The organism is Streptococcus equinus, from assembly GCF_900104225.1.
In the GTDB taxonomy this organism is placed as follows: domain Bacteria; phylum Bacillota; class Bacilli; order Lactobacillales; family Streptococcaceae; genus Streptococcus; species Streptococcus equinus_D.
In genome coordinates, this window is record NZ_FNJK01000002.1 from 351,456 (window position 1) to 373,797 (window position 22,342).

General features: G+C 36.7%; 19 protein-coding genes and 1 pseudogene. 16 read left to right on the top strand and 4 right to left on the bottom strand.

Translation table 11 applies throughout. The features are described 5' to 3' along the window. The 3 genes from BLP98_RS04500 to BLP98_RS04510 all read left to right on the top strand — a co-directional run bounded on the left by BLP98_RS04500 (nucleotide 1) and on the right by BLP98_RS04510 (nucleotide 3,345). The gene (locus BLP98_RS04500; RefSeq protein WP_074482246.1) at nucleotides 1–978 is read left to right on the top strand and encodes a Stealth CR1 domain-containing protein; all 978 of its coding nucleotides are present in this window, start codon (nucleotides 1–3) and stop codon (nucleotides 976–978) included. A 2-nt stretch (nucleotides 979–980) separates the two neighbouring features. Beyond that, the gene (locus BLP98_RS04505) at nucleotides 981–2,174 is read left to right on the top strand and encodes a glycosyltransferase (RefSeq protein WP_081341160.1); all 1,194 of its coding nucleotides are present in this window, start codon (nucleotides 981–983) and stop codon (nucleotides 2,172–2,174) included. 115 nt (nucleotides 2,175–2,289) lie between these two features. Further along, nucleotides 2,290–3,345 carry a glycosyltransferase gene (locus tag BLP98_RS04510; protein WP_074482112.1) on the top strand — a complete coding sequence of 352 codons (1,056 nt, stop codon included), beginning with the start codon at nucleotides 2,290–2,292 and terminating at the stop codon, nucleotides 3,343–3,345. Between the two features lie 111 nt (nucleotides 3,346–3,456). Here the strand turns inward: BLP98_RS04510 and BLP98_RS09310 are convergent. Then, nucleotides 3,457–4,767: pseudogene (locus tag BLP98_RS09310) on the bottom strand (transposase). Between the two features lie 288 nt (nucleotides 4,768–5,055). Here BLP98_RS09310 and rfbD point away from each other — a divergent pair. Beyond that, nucleotides 5,056–5,910 (top strand): dTDP-4-dehydrorhamnose reductase, encoded by an 855-nt coding sequence (rfbD, locus tag BLP98_RS04525; RefSeq protein WP_074482114.1) that lies wholly within the window; start codon nucleotides 5,056–5,058, stop codon nucleotides 5,908–5,910. Nucleotides 5,911–6,164: 254 nt separating this feature from the next. Here rfbD and BLP98_RS04530 read toward each other — a convergent pair whose 3' ends face one another. Continuing rightward, on the bottom strand, nucleotides 6,165–6,509 hold the full coding sequence (locus tag BLP98_RS04530) for a type II toxin-antitoxin system PemK/MazF family toxin (protein WP_142349355.1): 345 nt from the start codon (nucleotides 6,507–6,509) through the stop codon (nucleotides 6,165–6,167). After that, nucleotides 6,499–6,711, bottom strand: coding sequence for a type II toxin-antitoxin system PemI/MazE family antitoxin (gene mazE / locus BLP98_RS04535; RefSeq protein ID WP_074482116.1), 213 nt, complete (start codon nucleotides 6,709–6,711; stop codon nucleotides 6,499–6,501). Before mazE ends, BLP98_RS04530 begins: the two co-directional genes overlap by 11 nt. A 211-nt stretch (nucleotides 6,712–6,922) precedes the next feature. Here mazE and BLP98_RS04540 point away from each other — a divergent pair, with 211 nt between their 5' ends. The 8 genes from BLP98_RS04540 (at nucleotide 6,923) to BLP98_RS04575 (ending at nucleotide 14,917) form a co-directional block, all read left to right on the top strand. After that, nucleotides 6,923–8,485, top strand: coding sequence for a hypothetical protein (locus tag BLP98_RS04540; protein ID WP_081341162.1), 1,563 nt, complete (start codon nucleotides 6,923–6,925; stop codon nucleotides 8,483–8,485). A 542-nt stretch (nucleotides 8,486–9,027) separates the two neighbouring features. Beyond that, the gene (locus BLP98_RS04545; RefSeq protein ID WP_074482118.1) at nucleotides 9,028–9,834 is read left to right on the top strand and encodes a dihydroorotate dehydrogenase electron transfer subunit; all 807 of its coding nucleotides are present in this window, start codon (nucleotides 9,028–9,030) and stop codon (nucleotides 9,832–9,834) included. 12 nt (nucleotides 9,835–9,846) lie between these two features. Continuing rightward, nucleotides 9,847–10,791, top strand: a complete 945-nt coding sequence (locus BLP98_RS04550; RefSeq protein WP_074482119.1) for a dihydroorotate dehydrogenase — start codon at nucleotides 9,847–9,849, stop codon at nucleotides 10,789–10,791. A gap of 218 nt (nucleotides 10,792–11,009) precedes the next feature. Further along, nucleotides 11,010–11,702, top strand: a complete 693-nt coding sequence (pyrF, locus tag BLP98_RS04555) for an orotidine-5'-phosphate decarboxylase (RefSeq protein ID WP_074482120.1) — start codon at nucleotides 11,010–11,012, stop codon at nucleotides 11,700–11,702. Between the two features lie 58 nt (nucleotides 11,703–11,760). Beyond that, nucleotides 11,761–12,390 carry an orotate phosphoribosyltransferase gene (gene pyrE, locus BLP98_RS04560; protein ID WP_074482121.1) on the top strand — a complete coding sequence of 210 codons (630 nt, stop codon included), beginning with the start codon at nucleotides 11,761–11,763 and terminating at the stop codon, nucleotides 12,388–12,390. A gap of 73 nt (nucleotides 12,391–12,463) precedes the next feature. Then, nucleotides 12,464–12,964 carry a YbhB/YbcL family Raf kinase inhibitor-like protein gene (locus BLP98_RS04565; RefSeq protein WP_074482122.1) on the top strand — a complete coding sequence of 167 codons (501 nt, stop codon included), beginning with the start codon at nucleotides 12,464–12,466 and terminating at the stop codon, nucleotides 12,962–12,964. A gap of 18 nt (nucleotides 12,965–12,982) precedes the next feature. Further along, nucleotides 12,983–13,636 (top strand): uracil-DNA glycosylase, encoded by a 654-nt coding sequence (locus BLP98_RS04570; protein ID WP_074482123.1) that lies wholly within the window; start codon nucleotides 12,983–12,985, stop codon nucleotides 13,634–13,636. 12 nt (nucleotides 13,637–13,648) lie between these two features. Beyond that, nucleotides 13,649–14,917, top strand: coding sequence for a dihydroorotase (locus BLP98_RS04575; RefSeq protein ID WP_074482124.1), 1,269 nt, complete (start codon nucleotides 13,649–13,651; stop codon nucleotides 14,915–14,917). 28 nt (nucleotides 14,918–14,945) lie between these two features. Here the strand turns inward: BLP98_RS04575 and plsY are convergent, their stop codons facing one another. Next, entirely contained in the window at nucleotides 14,946–15,590 is a 645-nt protein-coding gene (gene plsY, locus BLP98_RS04580) for a glycerol-3-phosphate 1-O-acyltransferase PlsY (RefSeq protein ID WP_074482125.1), read from the bottom strand. A gap of 223 nt (nucleotides 15,591–15,813) precedes the next feature. Here plsY and parE point away from each other — a divergent pair, with 223 nt between their 5' ends. The 4 genes from parE (at nucleotide 15,814) to BLP98_RS04600 (ending at nucleotide 22,301) form a co-directional block, all read left to right on the top strand. After that, a complete protein-coding gene (gene parE, locus BLP98_RS04585) occupies nucleotides 15,814–17,763 on the top strand; it encodes a DNA topoisomerase IV subunit B (protein ID WP_074482126.1) in 1,950 nt (649 codons plus the stop codon). A 69-nt stretch (nucleotides 17,764–17,832) separates the two neighbouring features. Continuing rightward, on the top strand, nucleotides 17,833–18,645 hold the full coding sequence (locus tag BLP98_RS04590; protein ID WP_074482127.1) for a phosphate ABC transporter ATPase: 813 nt from the start codon (nucleotides 17,833–17,835) through the stop codon (nucleotides 18,643–18,645). 47 nt (nucleotides 18,646–18,692) lie between these two features. Beyond that, nucleotides 18,693–21,152, top strand: coding sequence for a DNA topoisomerase IV subunit A (parC, locus tag BLP98_RS04595; protein WP_074482128.1), 2,460 nt, complete (start codon nucleotides 18,693–18,695; stop codon nucleotides 21,150–21,152). A 126-nt stretch (nucleotides 21,153–21,278) separates the two neighbouring features. Then, nucleotides 21,279–22,301 (top strand): branched-chain amino acid aminotransferase, encoded by a 1,023-nt coding sequence (locus BLP98_RS04600; protein ID WP_039697049.1) that lies wholly within the window; start codon nucleotides 21,279–21,281, stop codon nucleotides 22,299–22,301. The last annotated feature ends 41 nt before the right edge of the window (nucleotides 22,302–22,342 follow it).

Sequence of the window (22,342 nt, forward strand, 5' to 3'; positions counted from 1 at the left end):
ATACCTAAGATTGATTTTGTTGTGACGTGGGTAGATAATACAGATTTGAATTGGCAGCGCTCAAAGGCTAAATATTCTGGAGATAATTCACTTAACTCAGAACATCGCTTTAGAGATATGAACACTTTTCACTACTGGTTCAGATCAATAGAAAAGTTTGCACCATGGGTTAATAAAATATTTTTAATAACCGAAGGGCATTTACCAGAATGGTTAGATACCTCTCATCCAAAACTTAGAGTGGTCAAGCATAGCGACTACATACCAAAAGAATTTTTACCTACCTTTAATTCAAATGTCATTGAGCTTAATCTTCATCGAATACCAGAATTAAGTGAACATTTTGTTATTTTTAATGACGATTTCTTTTTGACTCAACCGTTGAAACCAGAAGACTACTTTAAAAATGGTTTGCCGAGACTTCTAGGTGTTTATCGTTTTATCATCCCATTGGAGAAGTTTAATCACATTGAGTTGAATAATATTCTGGTGATGAATAAGTATTTCTTTAATAGAAAGGCGTTAAAAAAACACCCATTCAAGTTTTTTAACTATCGATATGGTAAATCAAATTTAACTAATCTATTATCACTAGCAAAAAATGGTATTCCTGCCTACAAGGATATCCATGTTTCACAACCTCATTTGAAGTCAACTTTCAAGAAATTGTGGAGTCTTGAGCCAGAACTCTTTAATAATGTTTCTTCGAATAGATTCCGAACATTAGAAGATGTTAATCATTGGTTGATGGGATATTGGAATATTGAAACTAATATGTTTTATCCACAAGATGTAAACTTTGGTACCTATGTTTCAATAGGAGATAAGGATCGTGTAAGAGAACTATTAACCTCTAAAAAGTATAAGAATATTTGTGTTAATGATGATTTTAATTCTGATAATTTTGAAATGGAAGTAAATAACTTAGTAAAAGTCTTAGATGGAATTTTTCCAGAGAAAGGATCATTTGAAAAATAAATATGAAAAAATTATCATTAGATTCTAATATTGAAGTTGTAAATGATGTAATTGAAGCTCAAAATATTAGTAATAGACCTAAAGTTTTGATGATAGGGGCTGAAAATTTTGGACGTGGAGGTAGATCTGTTATTGCCTGGAATTTAACAGAATCTTTAGTTAAAGACTACCAGGTTGATTTCTTATCAAAAATCAAAGTAAAGGATTCTACTTATTTTGATAAAATAAAAGGGCGCCATGCTCGAATAATTATTGAACCATATAAAAAAAATAAGCTTTCTAAATTTTTGATGCGCTTTTTTATTCTTACTAAATATTTAAGGAAAGAAAAATATGTTATAGCTCATATTAACGCAGATGATGCTTGGGAAGCGACGAAAGGGATTCTTTTAGCGAAGCTTTCAGGTATAAATCGTTATGTGGTGCACGCCCACAGTACTAAAAGTAAGTATGAAAATAGATTTGGGAAAATTTTAATATCACTTTCGAAAAAATATTTAAGAAAGCTTTTTTATATTGAAAGAATTGCTTGTAGTAAAGTAGCGGCTACTTTTTTATTTGGGAGCGATGATAATGTAAGGATTATAGAAAATGGTATATCTCTTAAAGATTATAAATTTAATAAGACTACTCGTATAAAAATGCGAGAAAAACTTAGGTTATCAGAACATGCCAAAGCAGTTGGTACTATTGGTCGTTTATCAGAGGAAAAAAATCCGTTATTTATCTTAAAAATAGTGGAAGAGCTTGTTAATATGGACGAATCCTATCAGTTTGTTTGGATTGGAGATGGTCCATTGAAAAATGAATTAGTAAACAAAGCAAAAGAAAAGGGAGTGTTAGAACACATTAAATTTTTAGGCAATCGATCTGATGTTAAGGACTTATTACAAGCATATGATGTGTTTATTCTCCCCTCTTTATATGAAGGATTTGGAATTGTAAATATTGAAGCACAGGCTTCGGGGCTTCCGTGTCTTGTTAGTGATGCTGTACCAGAATTAGCAAAGGTAAATAGTAACTTTTATTTTCTATCTATCAATGAAAATGCGAAGTCTTGGGCTCAACAGATTGAAAATATCCTAAATTATCGTATTTTATTAAAAGATATGGAATCATTTGAAAAACGCGGCTTTGATATTAAGCAAGGTGCTGACAAATTACGGACGATCTATGAAAAAGTATTATTTAAATAATTAAAAAGATAGTTGTAAAAATCATAAATATAATAAATTTTTATATAGTTTGAGAGAATTTTAAAAGAAAGGAAAACAGTAAGACTTTTGTCTAGAATGTTAAAAGATAATAAGCATGAATAGAAAAATGTATCAGATAGTTGAGATTTCAGAAACTTTAATGCATGCTGGTTCTAAGGCAACTAGTGATGTAGCTGAGATTTTATCTCAATTAGGTGTTGAAGCACTTGAGATAATGACTTTACCTGAAAATAAAAATCCAATCAAAAAGGTAATTCGTCAGTCGAATTATGTTAACCAATGGAAAATCATATATCAAAAGGTAGAAAATGATTCAATTCTATTTCTGCAAAATCCATTTTATCATAAACAATATGGGCGTTTTACTCAGTTAAAAAATTTAAAAAAGAAAAAAAATATTAAAGTAATATCGATTGTTCATGATGTTGGGGAATTGCGAGGATCATTTAATTCAAACTATTATAAGGATGAATTTTCACAAATGATAGAACTGGCTGATATACTTATTGTTCACAACGAAAGGATGAAACAATGGTTTATTGAACATGGAGTTCCATCTTCAAAAATGTTTGTTCTTGAAATTTTTGATTATTTGACAGATAAATCTTTAAAAGAAACTTCTAATTTTGATAAAACTATAACTGTTGCTGGGAATTTAAGTAGAAATAAGTCACCTTATGTTTATAAACTTAATCAGTTATTAAATTTGAACGTTAATCTTTATGGTGTCAATTATGAATTAAATAGTGATACCACTAATGTTGTATATAAGGGGGCTTTTCCATCTAATCAAATTCCTCATGAATTGAATATTGGATTCGGTTTGGTTTGGGATGGAGATAGTCTTGAGACATGTAGTGGTGCTACGGGGAATTATCTTAAATTTAATAACCCTCATAAGTTGTCATTATATCTAGCCTCAGGCATTCCAGTTATTGTTTGGGAGGAATCCGCAGAAGCAGCTTTTGTTTTAAAACATGATGTTGGTTTTACTGTTTCATCAATTTATGAAATTACAAATCATCTAAATAAAATGACGCTACGAGATTATCTTAATTATCAGAAAAATGCAGTAAACCTTGGACAAAAGTTGCAGGATGGTTACTTTACTCAAAAAGTTGTGGCAGATGCTGTAAAAAGTTTAAAATAAATGCTTAAAGTGATAATTTTATCGCTTTTTATCAACTTGTGCCGAGTAATAAAATTATACTTCATCGAGAACAAAAATATGGCTCTTTATCAACTGTAGTGGGTGGCAAAGTTAAGCTATAGCGAGAACAAATGATGTTCTCGCTTTTTTGCTGTTCAAAGCGAGGTAAATGCGTTTTTTAAAGTTGTCACAGTTTCTGTAACCAAAAGCGTTTCGTTTAATATCTCTGATGAACTTGTTGTTTGCTTCAAGTTTGGTATTAGAATAAGGAAGCTTAATGGCTTTAGTGATGTATTTCTGATACCGAATGAAAGTTGTTAATGCTATTTTAAAAGGATGATTAAGTTGAAGCAAAGCTTCCTGAATTAATCCAAAAAATTGTTCGATATTTTTTTCTTGTAAGTGGAAAAGAAGTAATTGATAAAGGCTGTAGTATTTTTCAAGTTGCGGAACGTGTTTAAAAATCTTGTCTAAACACTCTTTAGGCGTTAACGTTTCTCTGAAAGTCCTTGAATAAAAAGCATTAGGCGATAGTTTTCGACGATCCTTTTGAATGAGTTTCCAGTAATATTTTAGAACACGATATTCAAGAGATTTCTTCTCAAATTGTTTCATTATTTGAATACGTGTCTGTTTTAGTGCTCGGTTCATGTGTTGGACAATGTGAAAACGGTCAAGAACAATTTTAGTATTTGGGAGTGAAACAGTCTAGGAATAGACTGTTTCAGCCTGAGCCTAGAAACTGGAGAGCGAAGCAACATGATTAAAGGGATGTAATTACCAGACATGTCCATAGTAACGATTTTCACTCCTTCTCGAGCTTCTTTAGAGTATTTGAAAAAGTGATTACGAATGGTTGTTTGTCGTCTGTTATCAAGGATCGTAATGATTTTCTTCGTGTTATGGTCTTGAGCAATAAAAGCTAGTTTTTCTTTTTTGATAAGAGAATTCATCCCAAGACAGTACTTCAGGTAAGGTTGAAAAGTTATCCTTGAACTGAAATTGTTTAAGCTTACGATACACAGTTGAGGTAGAGAGGGCAAGTTTTTCAGCGATGTGCGTTAAAGCTTCTCGATTAAGTAAGAGTTGAGTTGTTTTCCGCTTCACTAGTTCAGAGATTTGATAGTTTTTCTGAACAAGGGAGGTCTCAGAAACCGTCACTTTATGTCAGTCTTTGCATTGAAATTCTCTCTTCTTCAAACGAATAAGACTAGGGATTCCACCAATTTCAATAAAAGGAATCTTAGAAGGCTTTTGAAAGTCGTATTTGATTTGTTTCCCTTGGCAATGGCAACACTTAAGTGCTGTATAATCAAGCGTAGCTGCTATTTCAATATGAGTTTCACATTGAAAAACTTTAGTTAAAGTGATATTTTTATCTTTAATTCCGATTAATTCTGTAGTATTATAGAGTTGCCTCATATGATTCTTTCTATTTATTGTTTCGTCGCTTTAAATTTTAAGTCATATGGGACTTTTTGTATACTCAAAAGCTCCATAGCTTCTTAGTGGGGATTTACCCACTACAGAAATTATAGAGCCCTTTTTTATAGTGAAGTGTAGAAGTAGCAAGGATCTTTGTTAAATTTTTAGAATTATTTCTAATAATCCCCACTCTTTACTGCTTTTTCTGAAAAAATAGTGTAAAATAGTAGGGAATGATTTAAAAGGTTTGAAAGCCTTTAATTAGATATTATGAGGAGTGCTAAAATGATTTTAGTTACAGGTGCCAATGGGCAATTAGGAACAGAATTACGTTATCTTTTGGATGAACGTGGTGAGGAGTATGTAGCAGTTGACGTTGCAGAAATGGACATCACTAATGCTGAAAAAGTTGATGAAGTGTTTGCACAAGTCAAACCAACACTTGTATACCACTGTGCGGCTTACACTGCGGTTGATGCTGCTGAGGATGAAGGTAAAGAACTTGATTACGCGATTAACGTAACAGGTACTGAAATCGTTGCTAAAGTAGCTGCTAAATATGGTGCAACTCTTGTTTACATTTCAACTGACTATGTTTTTGATGGTAAAAAACCAGTTGGTCAAGAATGGGAAGTTGATGATACTCCAGACCCTCAAACTGAATATGGTCGTACAAAACGTTTGGGTGAAGAAGCTGTTGAAAAATACGCTGAAAAATTCTACATCATCCGTACAGCTTGGGTATTTGGTAACTACGGTAAAAACTTTGTCTTCACAATGCAAAACCTTGCCAAAACTCATGACACATTGACAGTTGTTAATGACCAACACGGTCGTCCAACTTGGACTCGTACGTTGGCTGAATTCATGACTTACTTGACAGAAAACCAAAAAGAATTTGGTTACTACCACTTGTCAAATGATGCTACTGAAGATACAACTTGGTATGACTTTGCAGTTGAAATCTTGAAAGATACTGACGTTGTTGTTAAACCAGTTGATTCAAGCCAATTCCCAGCAAAAGCAAAACGTCCACTTAACTCAACAATGAGTCTTAAAAAAGCAAAAGCAACTGGCTTTGTTATCCCAACATGGCAAGAAGCTTTGAAAGAATTCTACAAACAAGACGTTAAAAAATAAATATTAAAACGAGGGTGAAAGCCCTCGTTTTTTGTCTAAGTGTTAAAAAGTAGGAGACTAGAGATGGTGAAAAGCATTAATGATTTAAAAATTGATGAAAATAAGTGCCTCTTTAAAAAGTTTCAAAAAGAAGTTAAATAGGGATTGCAGAATATCAAGCTGGTAGCTTTTGTATCGAAGAAGCGGTATGAACTATAAATTGAAAAATCTCCAGAAGTTTAATTACTTCTGGAGAAATATGGTATAGAGATGAATTATTCAAAAATAAAACGATTCAATTGTATAACTTTTGCAAAAGAGAAATTATCCAAGATAGTTATTTTTTCAGCACCTCTTGCTTTGTAATCAAAAGTGTGTAATTGAAAAGGGTTAACAAAACCATCAACTTTTTCAGATTGGACTTCCACAAGGAGTCCCTTTTCTTTTAGTTTTTGCTGACCATGTGTTATTGGACAGACAGCAACAAAACCTGTTTGTTTGCTGTAGTTATCGCTTGAAACAACTAACGCAGGACGTCGTTTTTGAATTTCTTTACCTTTTGATGGATTAAAGTCAATCCAAATAATATCCTGCTTTTGAGGAATATATTTATTCATGATCTAAGAGAGTAACCTCCTCAAAATCATCTGTCATATGCAAGTCAGTATTTCCATCAAAAGGGTTAGTCATTTTAGGAACTAGCATAATAACATTATTTCTCCCTTTTTCAATGGTAAATTCTTCACCTATTGAAACTCCCAAATCTTTTGGAAGAGTTATGGTAATTGAATTACCTACTTTTCTTGCTTTTACAAGAGACATAAAATCACCTGCTTTCTACTTGTGTATACCTTGTATACACATTGTACAAAAAGTTAGTTTTTTTGTCAAATAATACCTCGTTCGTTTTTTCTGTGATTCTTTGGCTTTCTTATGATTTTTCGTTGTCCTTTTGCTTATTATATGATATATTAGTAGTAGTAAATTGTAATAAAACTGTAATATAAATGGTAAAGTGAGTGTGGTGGTAGTGATGAAAAATACTAATTCAAATGGACATCGATTATTGATTCAAAAGTTACTTGTCAGCATTCATTACCTAACACTTTTCAGAGATGAGATTGTTTTGGTTGAGAAGACGCCATCATTACTGGGCGCCTCTTTTTCACCTAACGTTGTTCAGTCTGAACTTGGTGAAATTTTGGCTGCTGTGGATGCGCTTTCTAAACAAGAGAAGTTAATTAAATCAACATTTTGGTATGATGAACCATCGTTTAGGTTGATGAATCATTCTTTGGATATTGTAGGTAGCTGGGTTCGCGGGATTGATCATGTTTTAGAAATTTGTGAATCAAAATCTGTATTTCAAGCAATTTTGGGTGATAATCGTCAACGTGTTTTTGGGGTATTGATTGATGTTTTCACCTCTCTTCGAGTGACTAATTTGTCAATCAAAGAAGAATCTGAATATCCGATTTTGGTGGATCCTCTCCAAGTTGTTGAATACAAAAAAAGAGAAATCAATAAGGCAGAGTTGATGGCTAAAATCGATGCTTTGGTGCCTAGAAAGTCTCAAGAAGAATATCATGAACCTGAAGAAGAAAAAGCTGAGACAATTCCAGAGCTTCTTGAAAAAGAATTAGCTAAAAGACAAGAGGCTACTGAGTTATCTGAATCTACTGATAACATTGATAGCAAAGATGTATCAGCGGAAGAGTTTGAAGAGTCTCAAGGACAATCTGAAGCAACTAATCTTGCTGATAAAACACTTGGTAGCCAAGAATTACCTGATCAAGAACTTGCTGAGGCAGTCGAAGTTGAGGAGACATCTCTTGAGGAAGAATCTACTTTGGAAGATAGTAGGATTGAGGAAGCCAAAGAGGACGAAGGATCAGCAACTGATGGCAGTGAAGAATTAGAAGATGATTATCAGCTTGAACCGGACAGTGATGAAAGTGCTGATTCTGAAGCTGATGATTTAATTGAAAAGGTAGAACTTGCTGAAGATCCTGAAAAATCAAATCTAGAGTCAGAAGATGAAGTAGCTGAAGAAGTAGTTTCTGAAGCAACTAGCCTTGATGAAGATGCGGAACCTGCGCTTGAGGTAGCTGATCATCAAGTAGAGAAAGCTCAAGAAGATGAAGAACTTGATAATCTTGACATTGAACAAGAGGAGGAGGTTAATAATGCTTCTGATCCTAACTTGCCAGAGATTAATCCTAAGGATGCTGTGAAGCAATTCCGTCATTATCTTTTCGATCACAAGGGAATGGTCTACGTCATCGATGCTGGCGAAGATTTGAAGCGTGAAATCAAGTTTTATAACCCATTTGATCGCTTTGAAGGTGCCTCTGATGATGTGACTGCGTCTTTAGTCATCTTGGAAGAAATTTTAGACGATTTGCGTAGTCGTAAAAAAGAAATCTTTGATGCTGAAGGGAACTTGATTAGCGAAGCGGCTGAACCAATTCATTTAATGGTTTATGGTCAAAATGTTTTGATGCAAGATAGTCGTTTTGAAACCTTGATGTCTGAAATTGCTCCATTTACTGGTCGTTCAGACTTACACATTCATTCTTATCAAGCTTATAAATAATGAAAAACTTATTTCTTGACAATTTTTTCCGATAACGTGTTACAACACATGTAACGCTAAAGTTTGAAGATACTTATAGCACAACGCAAGAAAAGACAGTAGCTGCAACTACTGTCTTTAATTTTGTTTTCAAAGAAAACTCAGGTTAATGGTTGTCGCGATTGTTTTGAATGTGTTGCTTAAACAATCTGGGAGATTGTTTACGGTTGGGGATAAGAGAAGCGAAGTTTCTCTTACATTTCGAAAGTTTTAGGAATTCCTTGGTTTTCTAAAATATTGAAGCTGCCGCTGGCACCGCATAAGATAAGTATCACGCGAATAAAAAGGATCTTCACTTGCCACAAAAATAATTGACAAGCAAATGAAAACGCGTTATAATATTTAAAATTTGAAAACCTTTAATTAAGTCCAGAGAGACTTTCAAGGTTACTGTAAAAAAGAGTTCTATCTCTAATAAAAAGTGTGAGTATGCTTTGGTGTACTCTGCTTATTTTGCTGTAACCTTGCCTTCTGGCGAGGTTTTTTTGTGTGAAAGGAACACTATGCATTCAAGTTGTAAAGACAAAACGTCTGTATTGAAAGAAAACTTATTGATTGTTAGTCAACGAGAGATTGCTCCTCGTATTTTTGAGATGAAGCTTTCTGGTGAGATGGTCATGGACATGGCTCCTGGTCAGTTTTTGCATCTTCGAGTACCTGATCCAAGTAAATTATTGCGTCGTCCGATTTCGATTTGCCAGATTGATAAAGTTAATAAAGTCGCAACCATTGTTTATCGTGTGGAACGCGCTGGGACAGCTATTTTATCTCAGTTGAAAGCTGGTGATCGTGTCGATACTATGGGACCTCAGGGAAATGGTTTTGATCTTTCTGTGGTTTCTGCAGGGCAAAAAGCTTTGTTAATCGGTGGGGGAATCGGTGTTCCGCCTTTGGTTGAAACAGCTAAGCAATTAGCTGCTAAAGGTGTTGAAGTGATTTCTGTTCTTGGTTTTGCGAATAAAGATGCTGTTATCCTAGAGGAAGCCCTGTCAGCATATGGTAAGGTTTATGTCACAACTGATGATGGATCATATGGAACTAAAGGATATGTATCAACGGTTGTTGATGAGCTTACAAAAGAGTATTCTTTTGATGCTATTTACTCGTGTGGCGCACCAGGAATGTTGAAATACGTTGACCAAAAATTTGAAAACCATCCACATGCTTATCTGTCTATGGAATCTCGTATGGCATGTGGTATGGGGGCTTGTTATGCTTGTGTAGTGCATTTGAAAAACGCCCAAGATGCTGCCAATCAACGTGTTTGTGAAGATGGACCGGTTTTTGAAACTGGAAAAATCATCTTGTAAGGAGGTTTATTCATGTCAGAAAATCGTTTAGCTGTTAGCCTTCCAGGGCTTGATTTGAAAAATCCGATTATTCCTGCATCAGGTTGCTTTGGTTTTGGCCAAGAGTATGCCAAATATTATGATTTGGATAAGTTAGGTTCAATTATGATTAAAGCGACAACTAAGGAGGCTCGTTTTGGGAACCCAACGCCACGTGTGGCAGAAACACCTTCAGGCATGTTAAATGCTATTGGGCTTCAAAATCCAGGTGTTGATGTGGTGCTTTCTGAAAAATTACCTTGGTTGCAAGAACACTTCCCAGAATTACCAATTATTGCTAATGTAGCTGGTTTTTCAAACGAAGAGTATGCTTATGTGTCTGAAAAGATTTCAAAAGCAGCAAATGTTAAAGCTATCGAACTTAATATCTCTTGTCCTAATGTTGACCATGGCAATCATGGCTTGTTGATTGGACAAGTGCCAGAGCTAGCTTATGCAGCTGTGAAAGCTAGTGTTGAGCATTCAGATGTGCCAGTTTATGTTAAATTAACACCGAGTGTTGCTGATATTACGACAGTTGCTAAGGCAGTTGAAGAAGCTGGAGCAACTGGCTTTACCATGATTAATACTTTGGTTGGTATGCGTTTTGACTTGAAGACTCGTAAACCAATCATTGCTAATGGTACAGGTGGCATGAGTGGACCTGCAGTTTTTCCTGTAGCGCTTAAATTAATTCGTCAGGTAGCTCAAAGTACAGATCTTCCAATCATTGGTATGGGTGGGATAGATTCAGCAGAAGCAGCTATTGAAATGATGATTGCTGGAGCGTCAGCCATTGGTGTTGGAACAGCTAATTTTGCAGATCCTTATGCCTGTCCTAATATTATTGACCGTTTACCTAAGGTTATGGATCAATATGGTATCAAAGATCTTGAAACGTTACGACGTGAAGTTCGCCAAGAATTGCGTGGCAAATAAGTTTTGCTATTTTATTAAAAAAGTCAGTAAGTTTTTGACTTTGATATTAAAAAAAGATATAATAATAACAACTGAATAACCTTTAATTGAGTCCAGAGAGGCGAGAAAGGTTCGTGAAAAAAAGAAGATATAGTCTTTGATAATGGGGTGTTTGCTACCCTGCTTTTCGTGTAACCTCGCCCTCGGGCGGGGTTTTCTTTATAGAAAAAGGAGAAAAAATGCACGAAAGTCGTCCGATTATTGCTCTTGATTTTCCATCATTTGATGATGTGAAATCATTTCTTGCTTTGTTCCCTGCAGATGAGAAGCTCTATGTCAAGATTGGTATGGAACTTTATTATGCTGAAGGACCAGAGATTGTTCGTTATGTGAAATCTCTTGGACACTCAGTTTTTCTAGATTTGAAATTGCATGACATTCCAAATACGGTTAAATCAGCCATGCGTGTGCTTTCAAATCTAGGGGTGGACATGACCAATGTTCACGCAGCTGGTGGTGTTGAGATGATGAAAGCGGCGCGCGAAGGGCTTGGACAAGGTCCAAAACTGATTGCGGTGACCCAATTAACATCAACATCAGATGAACAGATGAAAGCAGACCAAAACATTCAGACAAGCTTGGTTGATTCTGTGCTTCATTATGCGAAAAAAGCAGAAGAATCTGGACTTGATGGCGTTGTCTGCTCAGCTTGTGAAGTTGCTGTTATCAAAGAGGCAACTTCAGATGATTTTGTCTGCTTGACGCCAGGAATTCGCCCAGCAGGAGCTGCGGTTGGTGACCAAAAACGCGTCATGACGCCAAGTCAAGCATCAGCTATCGGATCAAGTTATATCGTTGTTGGACGTCCAATTACAAAAGCAGAAGATCCGGTTGCAGCTTACAAGGCTATTTACGACGAATGGAACGCTTAGTATTTAGATACTAGAATTAATTGTTGCTTACTTATAAGTTTAGAAAAGAGGAATAAAAATGACTTTAGCATCACAAATTGCATCAGATTTGCTTGACATTCAAGCGGTTTACTTGAAACCAAACGATCCATTTACTTGGGCATCTGGGATTAAATCACCAATCTATACAGATAACCGTGTGACACTTTCATATCCTGAAACACGTACGCTGATTGAAAATGGTTTTGTTGAAAAAATCAAAGAAGAGTTTCCAGAAGTGGAAGTGATTGCAGGTACAGCAACAGCAGGTATTCCTCACGGAGCTATTATCGCTGACAAAATGAATCTTCCATTTGCTTACATCCGTAGCAAACCAAAAGATCATGGTGCAGGTAACCAAATTGAAGGTCGTGTGAGAAAAGGTCAAAAAATGGTCGTCGTTGAAGACCTTATCTCAACTGGTGGTTCTGTGCTAGAAGCAGTTGCCGCAGCTGAACGTGAAGGCGCTGATGTTATCGGTGTTGTGGCAATCTTTACTTACGAATTGCCTAAAGCAACTGAAAACTTTGACAAAGCAGGTGTGAAATTGGTAACACTTTCTAACTATACTGAGCTTATCAAAGTAGCTAAAGTGCAAGGTTACGTCACTGCCGATGAATTGACTTTGCTACACAAATTTAAAGAAAATCAAGAAACTTGGCGTGACTAATAAAGGTTAGTATTTGGCTACTAAGGTTAAAACTTTAGTGGCCTTCTTGGTTTAAAACTTGAAAGGAGTTATAATGAAACTATCATCAACATTTAAAAATAATGTTTTGCCTGATGCTTATGCTAAAAAAGCTAGTGTTCAGGTTAGGGGAAATGCAGTTATCTCTTTCCCGTTTACGATTGAGGATGCTCCTGAAGGTACGAAGACATTTGCTTGGACTTTTGTCGATTATGATTCTATCCCAGTTTGTGGTTTTGCTTATATTCACTGGGTTGTGGCAAATGTTCCAGCTGATGTAAAAGCTATTTCAGAAGATTTTTCTCGTTTAGACACTAAGCATACTCGTGGTAAAAATAGCTTAGTTAGTAAGTTTCTAAATGAGGATAACTCAGATATTTATGATGGCTATATGGGGCCATATCCACCGGATAAAGACCATATTTATACCCTAACGGTCTATGCTTTGGATTGTGAATTGCCATTATCTGATGGTTTTTACATGAATGATTTGCTTCATGCCATGGAAGGGCATGTCTTGGCAAAAGAAAAGCTAGATTTAGTAGGAAAATACTAAAGCTACAGAGGAGTGAACATGCAACATTCAACATGGCATGAGTTAATTAAAAATGAATTACCAGAGCATTACTTTGGTCGCATTAATCAATTTATGGATGCTGTTTATCAGCAAGAATTGGTATATCCGCCGCGTGAGAAAGTCTTTAATGCTATTCAAACAACGGCTTTAGAAGACGTCAAAGTGGTGATTATTGGTCAGGATCCTTATCATGGTCCGAATCAAGCGCAAGGCTTATCATTCTCAGTACCTGAAGACATTCCAGCACCACCATCTCTTCAAAATATTCTTAAAGAATTGGCTGATGATTTAGGTCAACGCGATCACCACGATTTAACCCCATGGGCACAGCAAGGTGTGCTTTTGCTAAATGCTTGCTTAACAGTTCCTGCAGGTCGTGCCAATGGTCATGCTGGACAAATTTGGGAACCATTTACCGATGCGATTATCAAAGTAGTTAATCAAAAAGAGACACCGGTTGTCTTTATTCTCTGGGGTGGATATGCTCGTAAGAAAAAAGTTTTGATTACGAATCCAATTCATCATGTCATCGAAAGTGCGCATCCAAGTCCACTCTCAGCTTATCGCGGATTTTTCGGTAGCCATCCCTTCTCACAAGCTAATGCTTATCTAAGTCAGGATGGCCTAGAACCAATTGATTGGTTGAAATGATAGGAGTTTAACATGTTACTTATTAAAAATGGTCGTGTCGTTGATCCAAAATCTGGTTTTGATCAGGTTGCGGACGTTCTTGTTGATGGAAAAAAAGTTGTTAAAATTGCTGACTCAATCGAAGAAGCAAATGCAGAGGCCATTGATGCTACTGGTCTTGTTGTAGCTCCCGGTTTGGTTGACATTCACGTGCATTTTCGTGAACCTGGTCAAACTCACAAAGAAGATATTCATACAGGAGCTCTTGCAGCAGCAGCTGGTGGTTTTACATCAGTTGTTATGATGGCAAATACCAATCCGACTATTTCAGATGTTAAAACGTTGAAAGAAGTATTAGCGAGCGCTAGCAAAGAAAATATTCACGTTTATACCAACGCTACAGTCACTAAAAACTTTGATGGTCAAAACTTGACTGATTTTAAAGCACTTCTTGAAAATGGAGCAATCAGTTTTTCAGATGACGGAATTCCGCTTCAAAGCACTAAAGTGTTGAAAGAAGCTTTAGATTTGGCAAAAGCCAATAATACATTTATCTCTGTTCATGAAGAAGACCCAGAATTAAATGGTATCCTTGGATTTAACGAAGGGATTGCACGTGATAAATTCCATTTCTGCGGAGCAACTGGGGTAGCAGAGTATAGTATGATTGCGCGTGATGTCATGATTGCTTATGACCGTGGTGCGCACTTACATATCCAACATTTGTCAAAAGCAGAATCTGTTAAAGTGGTTGAATTTGCTCAACAATTAGGGGCAAATGTCACCGCAGAAGCAGCACCACAACATTTCTCAAAAACAGAAGACTTGCTTCTCATCAAAGGCTCTGCAGCTAAGATGAATCCACCTCTTCGTACTGAAAAAGACCGTTTGGCAGTTATTGAAGGTTTGAAATCTGGCGTTATTTCAGTGATTGCGACTGACCACGCTCCACACCACGCCGATGAAAAGAATGTCGAAGACATCACAAAAGCCCCATCAGGTATGACAGGACTTGAAACATCATTATCTCTTGGTTTGACAAACTTGGTTGCTACAGGTGATTTGACCTTGTCAGAGTTGCTTGCTAAGATGACCATTAATCCATCATCAATGTATGATTTTGATGCAGGGTATTTGGCTGAAAACGGTCCTGCAGACATCGTTATCTTTGCTGACAAAGAAGAACGTGTCGTGTCTGACCACTTTGCTTCTAAAGCCTCAAATTCACCATTTATCGGTGAAAAATTACAAGGTGTCGTGAAATACACTATCTGTGATGGAAACATTGTCTACAAAGCTTAAGAGTAATAAAAAAAGAATTAGCGTTTTGCTAATTCTTTTTTTGTTCTTGATGACTTAAATTCAATCCCCAAGGAACAAGATTTTCCTTGTGTTCTTTAATACGTGTAATGTTATCTTTATGTCTTACAATAATAATACCTGCAATTAAAATAATCACTAATGTGAAGAGCAAGTCGTAGTGCGGAAGTAAAAAGCCAAAGGCTGGAAAAATTAGAACACTAACGACAGCAACGCTAGCGGCAACCACACTTGATAAAGAGATCATACTATAGAGATAAAGGGTAATGACAAAGACAACAAGAAGGAAAAGCAAAAATAGTGGTGCAAAACCAAGAAGGACACCAGCGCTTGTTGCGACTGCCTTACCACCTTTAAATTGTGCAAAAAGTGGGAATGTGTGACCGATTATGGCGAAAAGTCCGATAAGAATTGGAGAGACGCCAGTAACCCCAAAAATAAGAGGAAGAAGTGCAGCAAGTGTCCCTTTTAGCATATCAATGATAAAAGTAATTGTACCTGCTTTAGCACCTAGAACTCGGAAAGTGTTGGTTGTTCCAGTATTTCCGCTACCATGTTCTCTAAGATTTGTGTGGTAGAAGAATTTTCCAATCCAAAGTCCAGTTGGGATTGACCCCAACAAGTAAGCAATCAGAATCATAACTAAAATTTTCATGTTTTCATTATAACATAATCGCTTGTTAAGAAAAGGGAAAATTTGAAAAATAAATGACTTGAAACTTCAAAGCAAATTTGTGATAACGCTTTAAATTTGATATACTATTTCATGAAAAAAATTGGTGATTTTCCTTGTAAAATCGTCATCGAGTTTGATTTTTTTTTGCAAAATACTGAAAAAACTTGTAAGATAAAAAAGATGAATTATTTGGAGGTCGCTTTTGGCTAAAAAAGAAATTAATGTAAATAATTATAATGACGATGCCATTCAAGTATTAGAAGGACTGGACGCTGTCCGCAAACGTCCCGGAATGTACATCGGATCAACAGATGCGACAGGACTACATCATTTAGTATGGGAAATTGTTGACAATGCCGTCGATGAAGCACTTTCTGGTTTTGGTAATCAGATTGATGTGATTATTAACAAAGACGGTAGTGTTACGGTAAAAGACCAAGGTCGTGGAATGCCGACTGGTAAGCATGCCATGGGGATTCCGACAGTAGAGGTTATTTTCACGGTTCTCCACGCTGGTGGTAAATTTGGACAAGGTGGTTATAAAACCTCTGGTGGTCTTCACGGGGTAGGCTCTTCAGTTGTTAATGCCCTTTCTAGCTGGCTAGAAGTTGAGATCACTCGTGATGGCGCTGTTTACAAACAACGTTTTGAAAAAGGTGGTAAACCTGTTACAACTCTTAAAAAGATTGGAACAGCACCAAAATCTAAATCAGGTACTATGGTCACTTTCATGCCTGATGACACGATCTTTTCAACGGTTGATTTTAAATTTAACACGATTGCTGAACGTTTGAAAGAATCAGCTTTCTTGCTTAAAAATGTTACCTTGACATTAACTGATAATCGTCCAGAAGAAGCAGAACACCTAGAATTCCATTATGAAAATGGGGTGCAAGACTTTGTTGAGTACCTTAATGAAGATAAGGAAACATTGACACCGGTCATTTGGGTAACTGGTGAAGATCAAGGCTTCCAAGTTGAAGTAGCACTTCAATACAATGATGGCTTTTCTGATAACATTCTTTCTTTTGTTAACAATGTTCGCACAAAAGATGGTGGAACTCATGAGACTGGTTTGAAATCAGCTATTACCAAAGCTATGAATGACTACGCTCGTAAGTCTGGTTTATTAAAAGAAAAGGATAAGAACCTAGAAGGTTCTGATTACCGTGAAGGGTTATCTGCAGTGCTTTCAATCTTGGTTCCAGAAGAACACTTGCAATTTGAAGGGCAAACCAAAGATAAATTGGGAAGTCCTCTAGCACGTCCAATTGTTGATAGTATTGTATCTGAAAAATTGACTTTCTTCCTTTTGGAAAATGGTGAAGTGGCTTCAAATCTTGTTCGTAAGGCAATTAAAGCGCGTGATGCCAGAGAAGCTGCTCGTAAGGCGCGTGATGAATCTCGTAATGGTAAGAAGAACAAGAAAGATAAAGGGCTTCTTTCTGGTAAATTGACTCCAGCGCAATCTAAGAACCCTAAGAAAAATGAACTTTATCTTGTCGAAGGGGATTCTGCCGGCGGTTCAGCTAAGCAAGGTCGTGACCGTAAATTCCAAGCTATTTTGCCATTGCGTGGTAAAGTGCTTAATACGGCAAAAGCAAAAATGTCTGATATCGTGAAAAACGAAGAAATCAATACCATGATTTATACCATTGGTGCAGGTGTAGGTGCAGAATTTAACGTTGAAAATTCTAACTACGATAAGATTATTATCATGACCGATGCCGATACCGATGGTGCCCACATTCAGACACTTCTGTTGACTTTCTTTTATCGTTACATGCGTCCGCTTGTTGAGACTGGACATGTTTATATTGCCCTTCCTCCTTTGTACAAAATGTCAAAAGGAAAAGGCAAAAAAGAGCAAGTTGAGTACGCTTGGACAGATGGTGAGTTAGAAGAACTTCGTCAAAAATTTGGTAAAGGAGCTCAACTCCAACGTTACAAAGGGTTGGGTGAAATGAATGCTGACCAACTTTGGGAAACAACTATGAACCCAGAGACACGTACACTTATTCGTGTGACAATTGAAGATTTGGCGCGTGCTGAACGACGTGTCAACGTCCTCATGGGCGACAAAGTTGAACCACGCCGTAAATGGATCGAAGACAACGTTAAATTCACCTTGGAAGAAAATACAGTGTTTTAATCGCTATTTACAAAGTTGATTTTTAATGAGTGATATTATAGTCAATTAATATCTTTAGAGGACAAGCTAATGCTTTTAGATATCTGGACTGAAAAATATAGTATTCAATGGGCTGGAGTTTATCATTTGGTTTTATCAGAGTATCCTTTGATAAAAGATTGGGAATTGGAAAAAATTTCTGCTTTTATAGCATACGAGAAATTAAATGCTCGAACTACCCAAATTGTCTGCGAGAATAAAGTACTTCGTGACAAGATAAAAGATATTGAGAGAAGGCCGTGTAAGGAATTTCCATATACTCCAAGTTCTAAAATAGTTGCTTCAACTTATGACGAAAAAGGTAAATATGTATATTCAGATTTTTTAAGCCATACCTGTACCGTTCAAGTAGCGAAAGAAATATTTAGAGAAAACAAGATTCTATCAGCGGTTAAGGCATTTAGATTGTCACCTGAGAAATTAGTTCAGAGTTCTCGTAATGCTGCGGGAGATCCAGCTGACTATTTTCAATATGTGATGCTTGGCTGGTCAAATACAACGTCTGGTTATCGTCTTGCTATGGAAAGGCTTTTGGAACGAGAACCTACAAAAGATGAATTAGGTCCGCTTTTTGTTCCGGGGGTAAGTTTCCATTTCAAATATGATGATATTATTGAAAGTGATGGTTATGTATTTGATGGCTATCACGCTGCGAAGGTTAAAGATGAAATTTCTTTGAACAAGCTTTATCTTTGCATTATTCCTGAGGATAAACGAGAGGTTATTGAGCCTTTGGTTCCAAGTTGTTTAGTCCCTAAAGTATTTTATTTGAAGTACGATGGTGATGGTCTTTCTGCCTGGTCAGAAAAAGTTTTTAATGTTGTAAAAAACTTTGTTAGTTAGTATAGAAAAAGTTAATTTTTTGACGTGAAAAGTAAAGGATAATAATTATGTCAAATGTACAAAATATGTCTCTTGAAGACATTATGGGGGATCGTTTTGGGCGATACTCCAAATATATTATTCAAGAGCGGGCTTTGCCAGATATTCGTGATGGTTTGAAGCCTGTTCAACGTCGTATCCTTTATTCAATGAATAAGGACGGCAATACTTTTGATAAAGGTTTCCGTAAATCGGCTAAATCAGTCGGTAACGTCATGGGTAATTTTCACCCACACGGTGACTCATCTATTTACGATGCCATGGTACGTATGAGTCAAGACTGGAAAAATCGTGAGACCTTGATTGAAATGCATGGTAACAACGGTTCTATGGACGGTGATCCACCGGCAGCCATGCGTTATACCGAAGCACGTTTGTCAGAGATTGCTGGCTATTTGCTTCATGATATTGAGAAAAATACTGTTCCATTTGCTTGGAACTTTGATGATACTGAAAAAGAACCAACGGTTTTACCGGCAGCCTTTCCAAATCTTTTGGTTAATGGTGCAACAGGTATCTCAGCTGGTTACGCAACAGATATTCCACCACACAACTTGGCTGAAGTGATTGATGCGGTTGTTTACCTCATTGATCACCCGAATGCTAAGTTGGACAAATTAATGGAATTCTTGCCTGGGCCAGACTTCCCAACAGGGGCAATTATCCAGGGTAAAGACGGTATTCGTAAAGCTTACGAGACTGGTAAAGGTCGTGTCGTGGTTCGTTCACGTACTGATATTGAAAGTCTTCGAGGCGGTAAAAAACAAATCGTTGTTACTGAGATTCCTTATGAAGTCAATAAAGCGGTGCTTGTTAAGAAAATTGATGACGTTCGTGTCAATAACAAAGTACCCGGCATTGCAGAAGTTCGTGACGAATCTGACCGTGATGGTCTTCGTATTGCTATCGAACTTAAAAAAGATGCTGATGAACAAACCATTCTCAACTATCTTTTGAAATATACAGATTTGCAAGTCAACTATAACTTCAATATGGTTGCCATTGATAACTACACACCACGTCAAGTTGGTATTATTCCAATGTTGACAAGTTATGTTGCACACCGTAAAGAAATTATTGTTGCCCGTTCACAATTTGATAAAGAAAAAGCTGAAAAACGTCTTCACATTGTTGAAGGTTTGATTCGTGTCATTTCAATTCTTGATGATGTTATTGCCCTTATCCGCGCCTCTGAAAATAAAGCTGACGCCAAAGAAAACTTAAAAGTCAGCTATGATTTTTCTGAAGAACAAGCAGAAGCTATTGTAACTTTGCAATTGTATCGTTTGTCAAATACCGACATTGTTGCACTTGAAAACGAAGAAGCAGAGCTTCGTGAACGCATTACAATGCTTAAAGCCATTATCGGTGATGAACGTACCATGTACAATGTCATGAAACGTGAATTACGTGAGGTTAAGAAGAAATTTGCTAATCCACGTTTGACAGAATTGCAAGATGAAGCTGAAACCATCGAAATCGATGTGGCAAGCTTGATTGTCGAAGAAGATACCTTTGTCAGCGTAACAAAAGGTGGTTATATCAAACGTACAAGTCCTCGTTCTTATAACGCTTCAACGGTTGAAGAAATTGGTAAACGTGATGATGATGAATTAATCTTCGTTTCTCAAGCTAAGACCACACAACATTTGCTCATTTTTACAAATCTTGGCAATGTTATCTATCGTCCAGTTCATGAGTTGACAGATATTCGTTGGAAAGATATTGGTGAACATTTGTCACAAACTATTACTAACTTTGCGACAGACGAATACGTTCTTTATGCTGAAATTGTCGATGAATTTGGACCGCAAACTTATTTTGCAGCTACAAAACTTGGACAAATGAAACGCTTCGAACGTAAAGAGTTCACCCCATGGCGTACCTACAAGTCAAAATCTGTTAAATATGCTAAATTGAAAAATGATGATGACATGATTGTAACCATTGCACCAATTGCTTTGGATGATGTCATGGTTATTACACACAACGGTTACGCACTTCACTTCAATATCGATGAAGTGCCAGTAGTTGGTGCCAAAGCAGCAGGGGTTAAATCAATTAATCTTAAAGATGATGATTTTGTAGCAGCAGTCTTTATTGCTAATACTGAAAGCTTCTTTATCTTGACTCAACGCGGTAGCTTGAAACGTATGGCGACTGAACTGATTCCAGTAACAAGTCGTGCTAATCGCGGTTTGCAAGTCCTTCGTGAGCTTAAGTCAAAACCACATCGCGTCTTTATGGCAGGACCAGTACACGCTTCAAATGATGTGCAAAATATTGATTTGTTCACCATTGAGCCACTTGATTCTGATAAGATTGAAACCTTGGAAGTTTACTCAAATAAGGGCAATCACTATCAAGCCATTTTGGAAGATTTGACACTCTCAGAGCGCACAAGTAATGGTTCCTTTATCTCAGATAAAATTTCTGATGAAGGTGTCTTTAGCGCAAGAATTAAATAGCGATAATAAGTCGGAGATTTTCTCCGATTTATTTTTTGAACAAATTTTCAGAATTTTATGAAAAAGTACTTGAAAAAAGATTTAAAAAGCGTACAATAGGATAAAAACAAAGAAAGAGGAATAGTTATGACAGTAGATTTAGACTGGGAAAATCTAGGCTTTGCCTATCGTAAATTACCATTTCGTTACATCTCTTACTACAAAGATGGTAAATGGGATGAAGGAAAATTAACAGAAGATTCAATGCTTCACATTTCTGAAGCATCACCAGCTTTGCACTATGGCCAACAAGCCTTTGAAGGATTGAAAGCCTATCGTACAAAAGATGGTTCAGTACAATTGTTCCGCCCAAATATGAACGCTGAACGTTTGCAACGCACTGCAGATCGTCTTCTTATGCCACAAGTGCCTACAGAAAAATTTATTGATGCTGCAAAACAAGTCGTTCGTGCTAACGAAGAATTTGTACCACCATACGGCACTGGTGCAACGCTTTATCTACGTCCTCTTTTAATTGGTGTCGGTGACATTATTGGTGTTCACCCTGCAGATGAATACATTTTCACTATTTTCGCAATGCCTGTTGGAAATTACTTCAAAGGTGGTTTGGTACCAACAAACTTCTTGATTCAAGACGAATATGACCGTGCTGCTCCACATGGTACAGGAGCTGCAAAAGTTGGTGGTAACTATGCTTCAAGTCTCCTTCCAGGTAAAATGGCGCATGACCGCAAATTCTCAGACGTTATTTATCTTGATCCAGCTACTCACACTAAAATCGAAGAAGTCGGTTCTGCAAACTTCTTTGGTATTACAGCGGATAACGAATTTATCACACCTCTTAGCCCATCTATCTTGCCATCTATCACAAAATACTCACTTCTTTACTTGGCAGAACACCGTTTTGGCATGAAAGCTATCCAAGGAGATGTTAAACTTGATGAATTGGATAAATTTGTTGAAGCAGGTGCCTGTGGTACAGCAGCCGTCATTTCACCAATTGGTGGTGTTCAACACGGTGATGACTTCCATGTCTTCTACAGTGAAACAGAAGTAGGACCTGTTACTCGTAAATTGTACGACGAACTTGTCGGCATCCAATTCGGTGACATTGAAGCTCCAGAAGGCTGGATTTACAAAGTTGACTAATAAATTAAAGCTTGCTCTTGCAAGCTTTTTTGTTTTTCGGT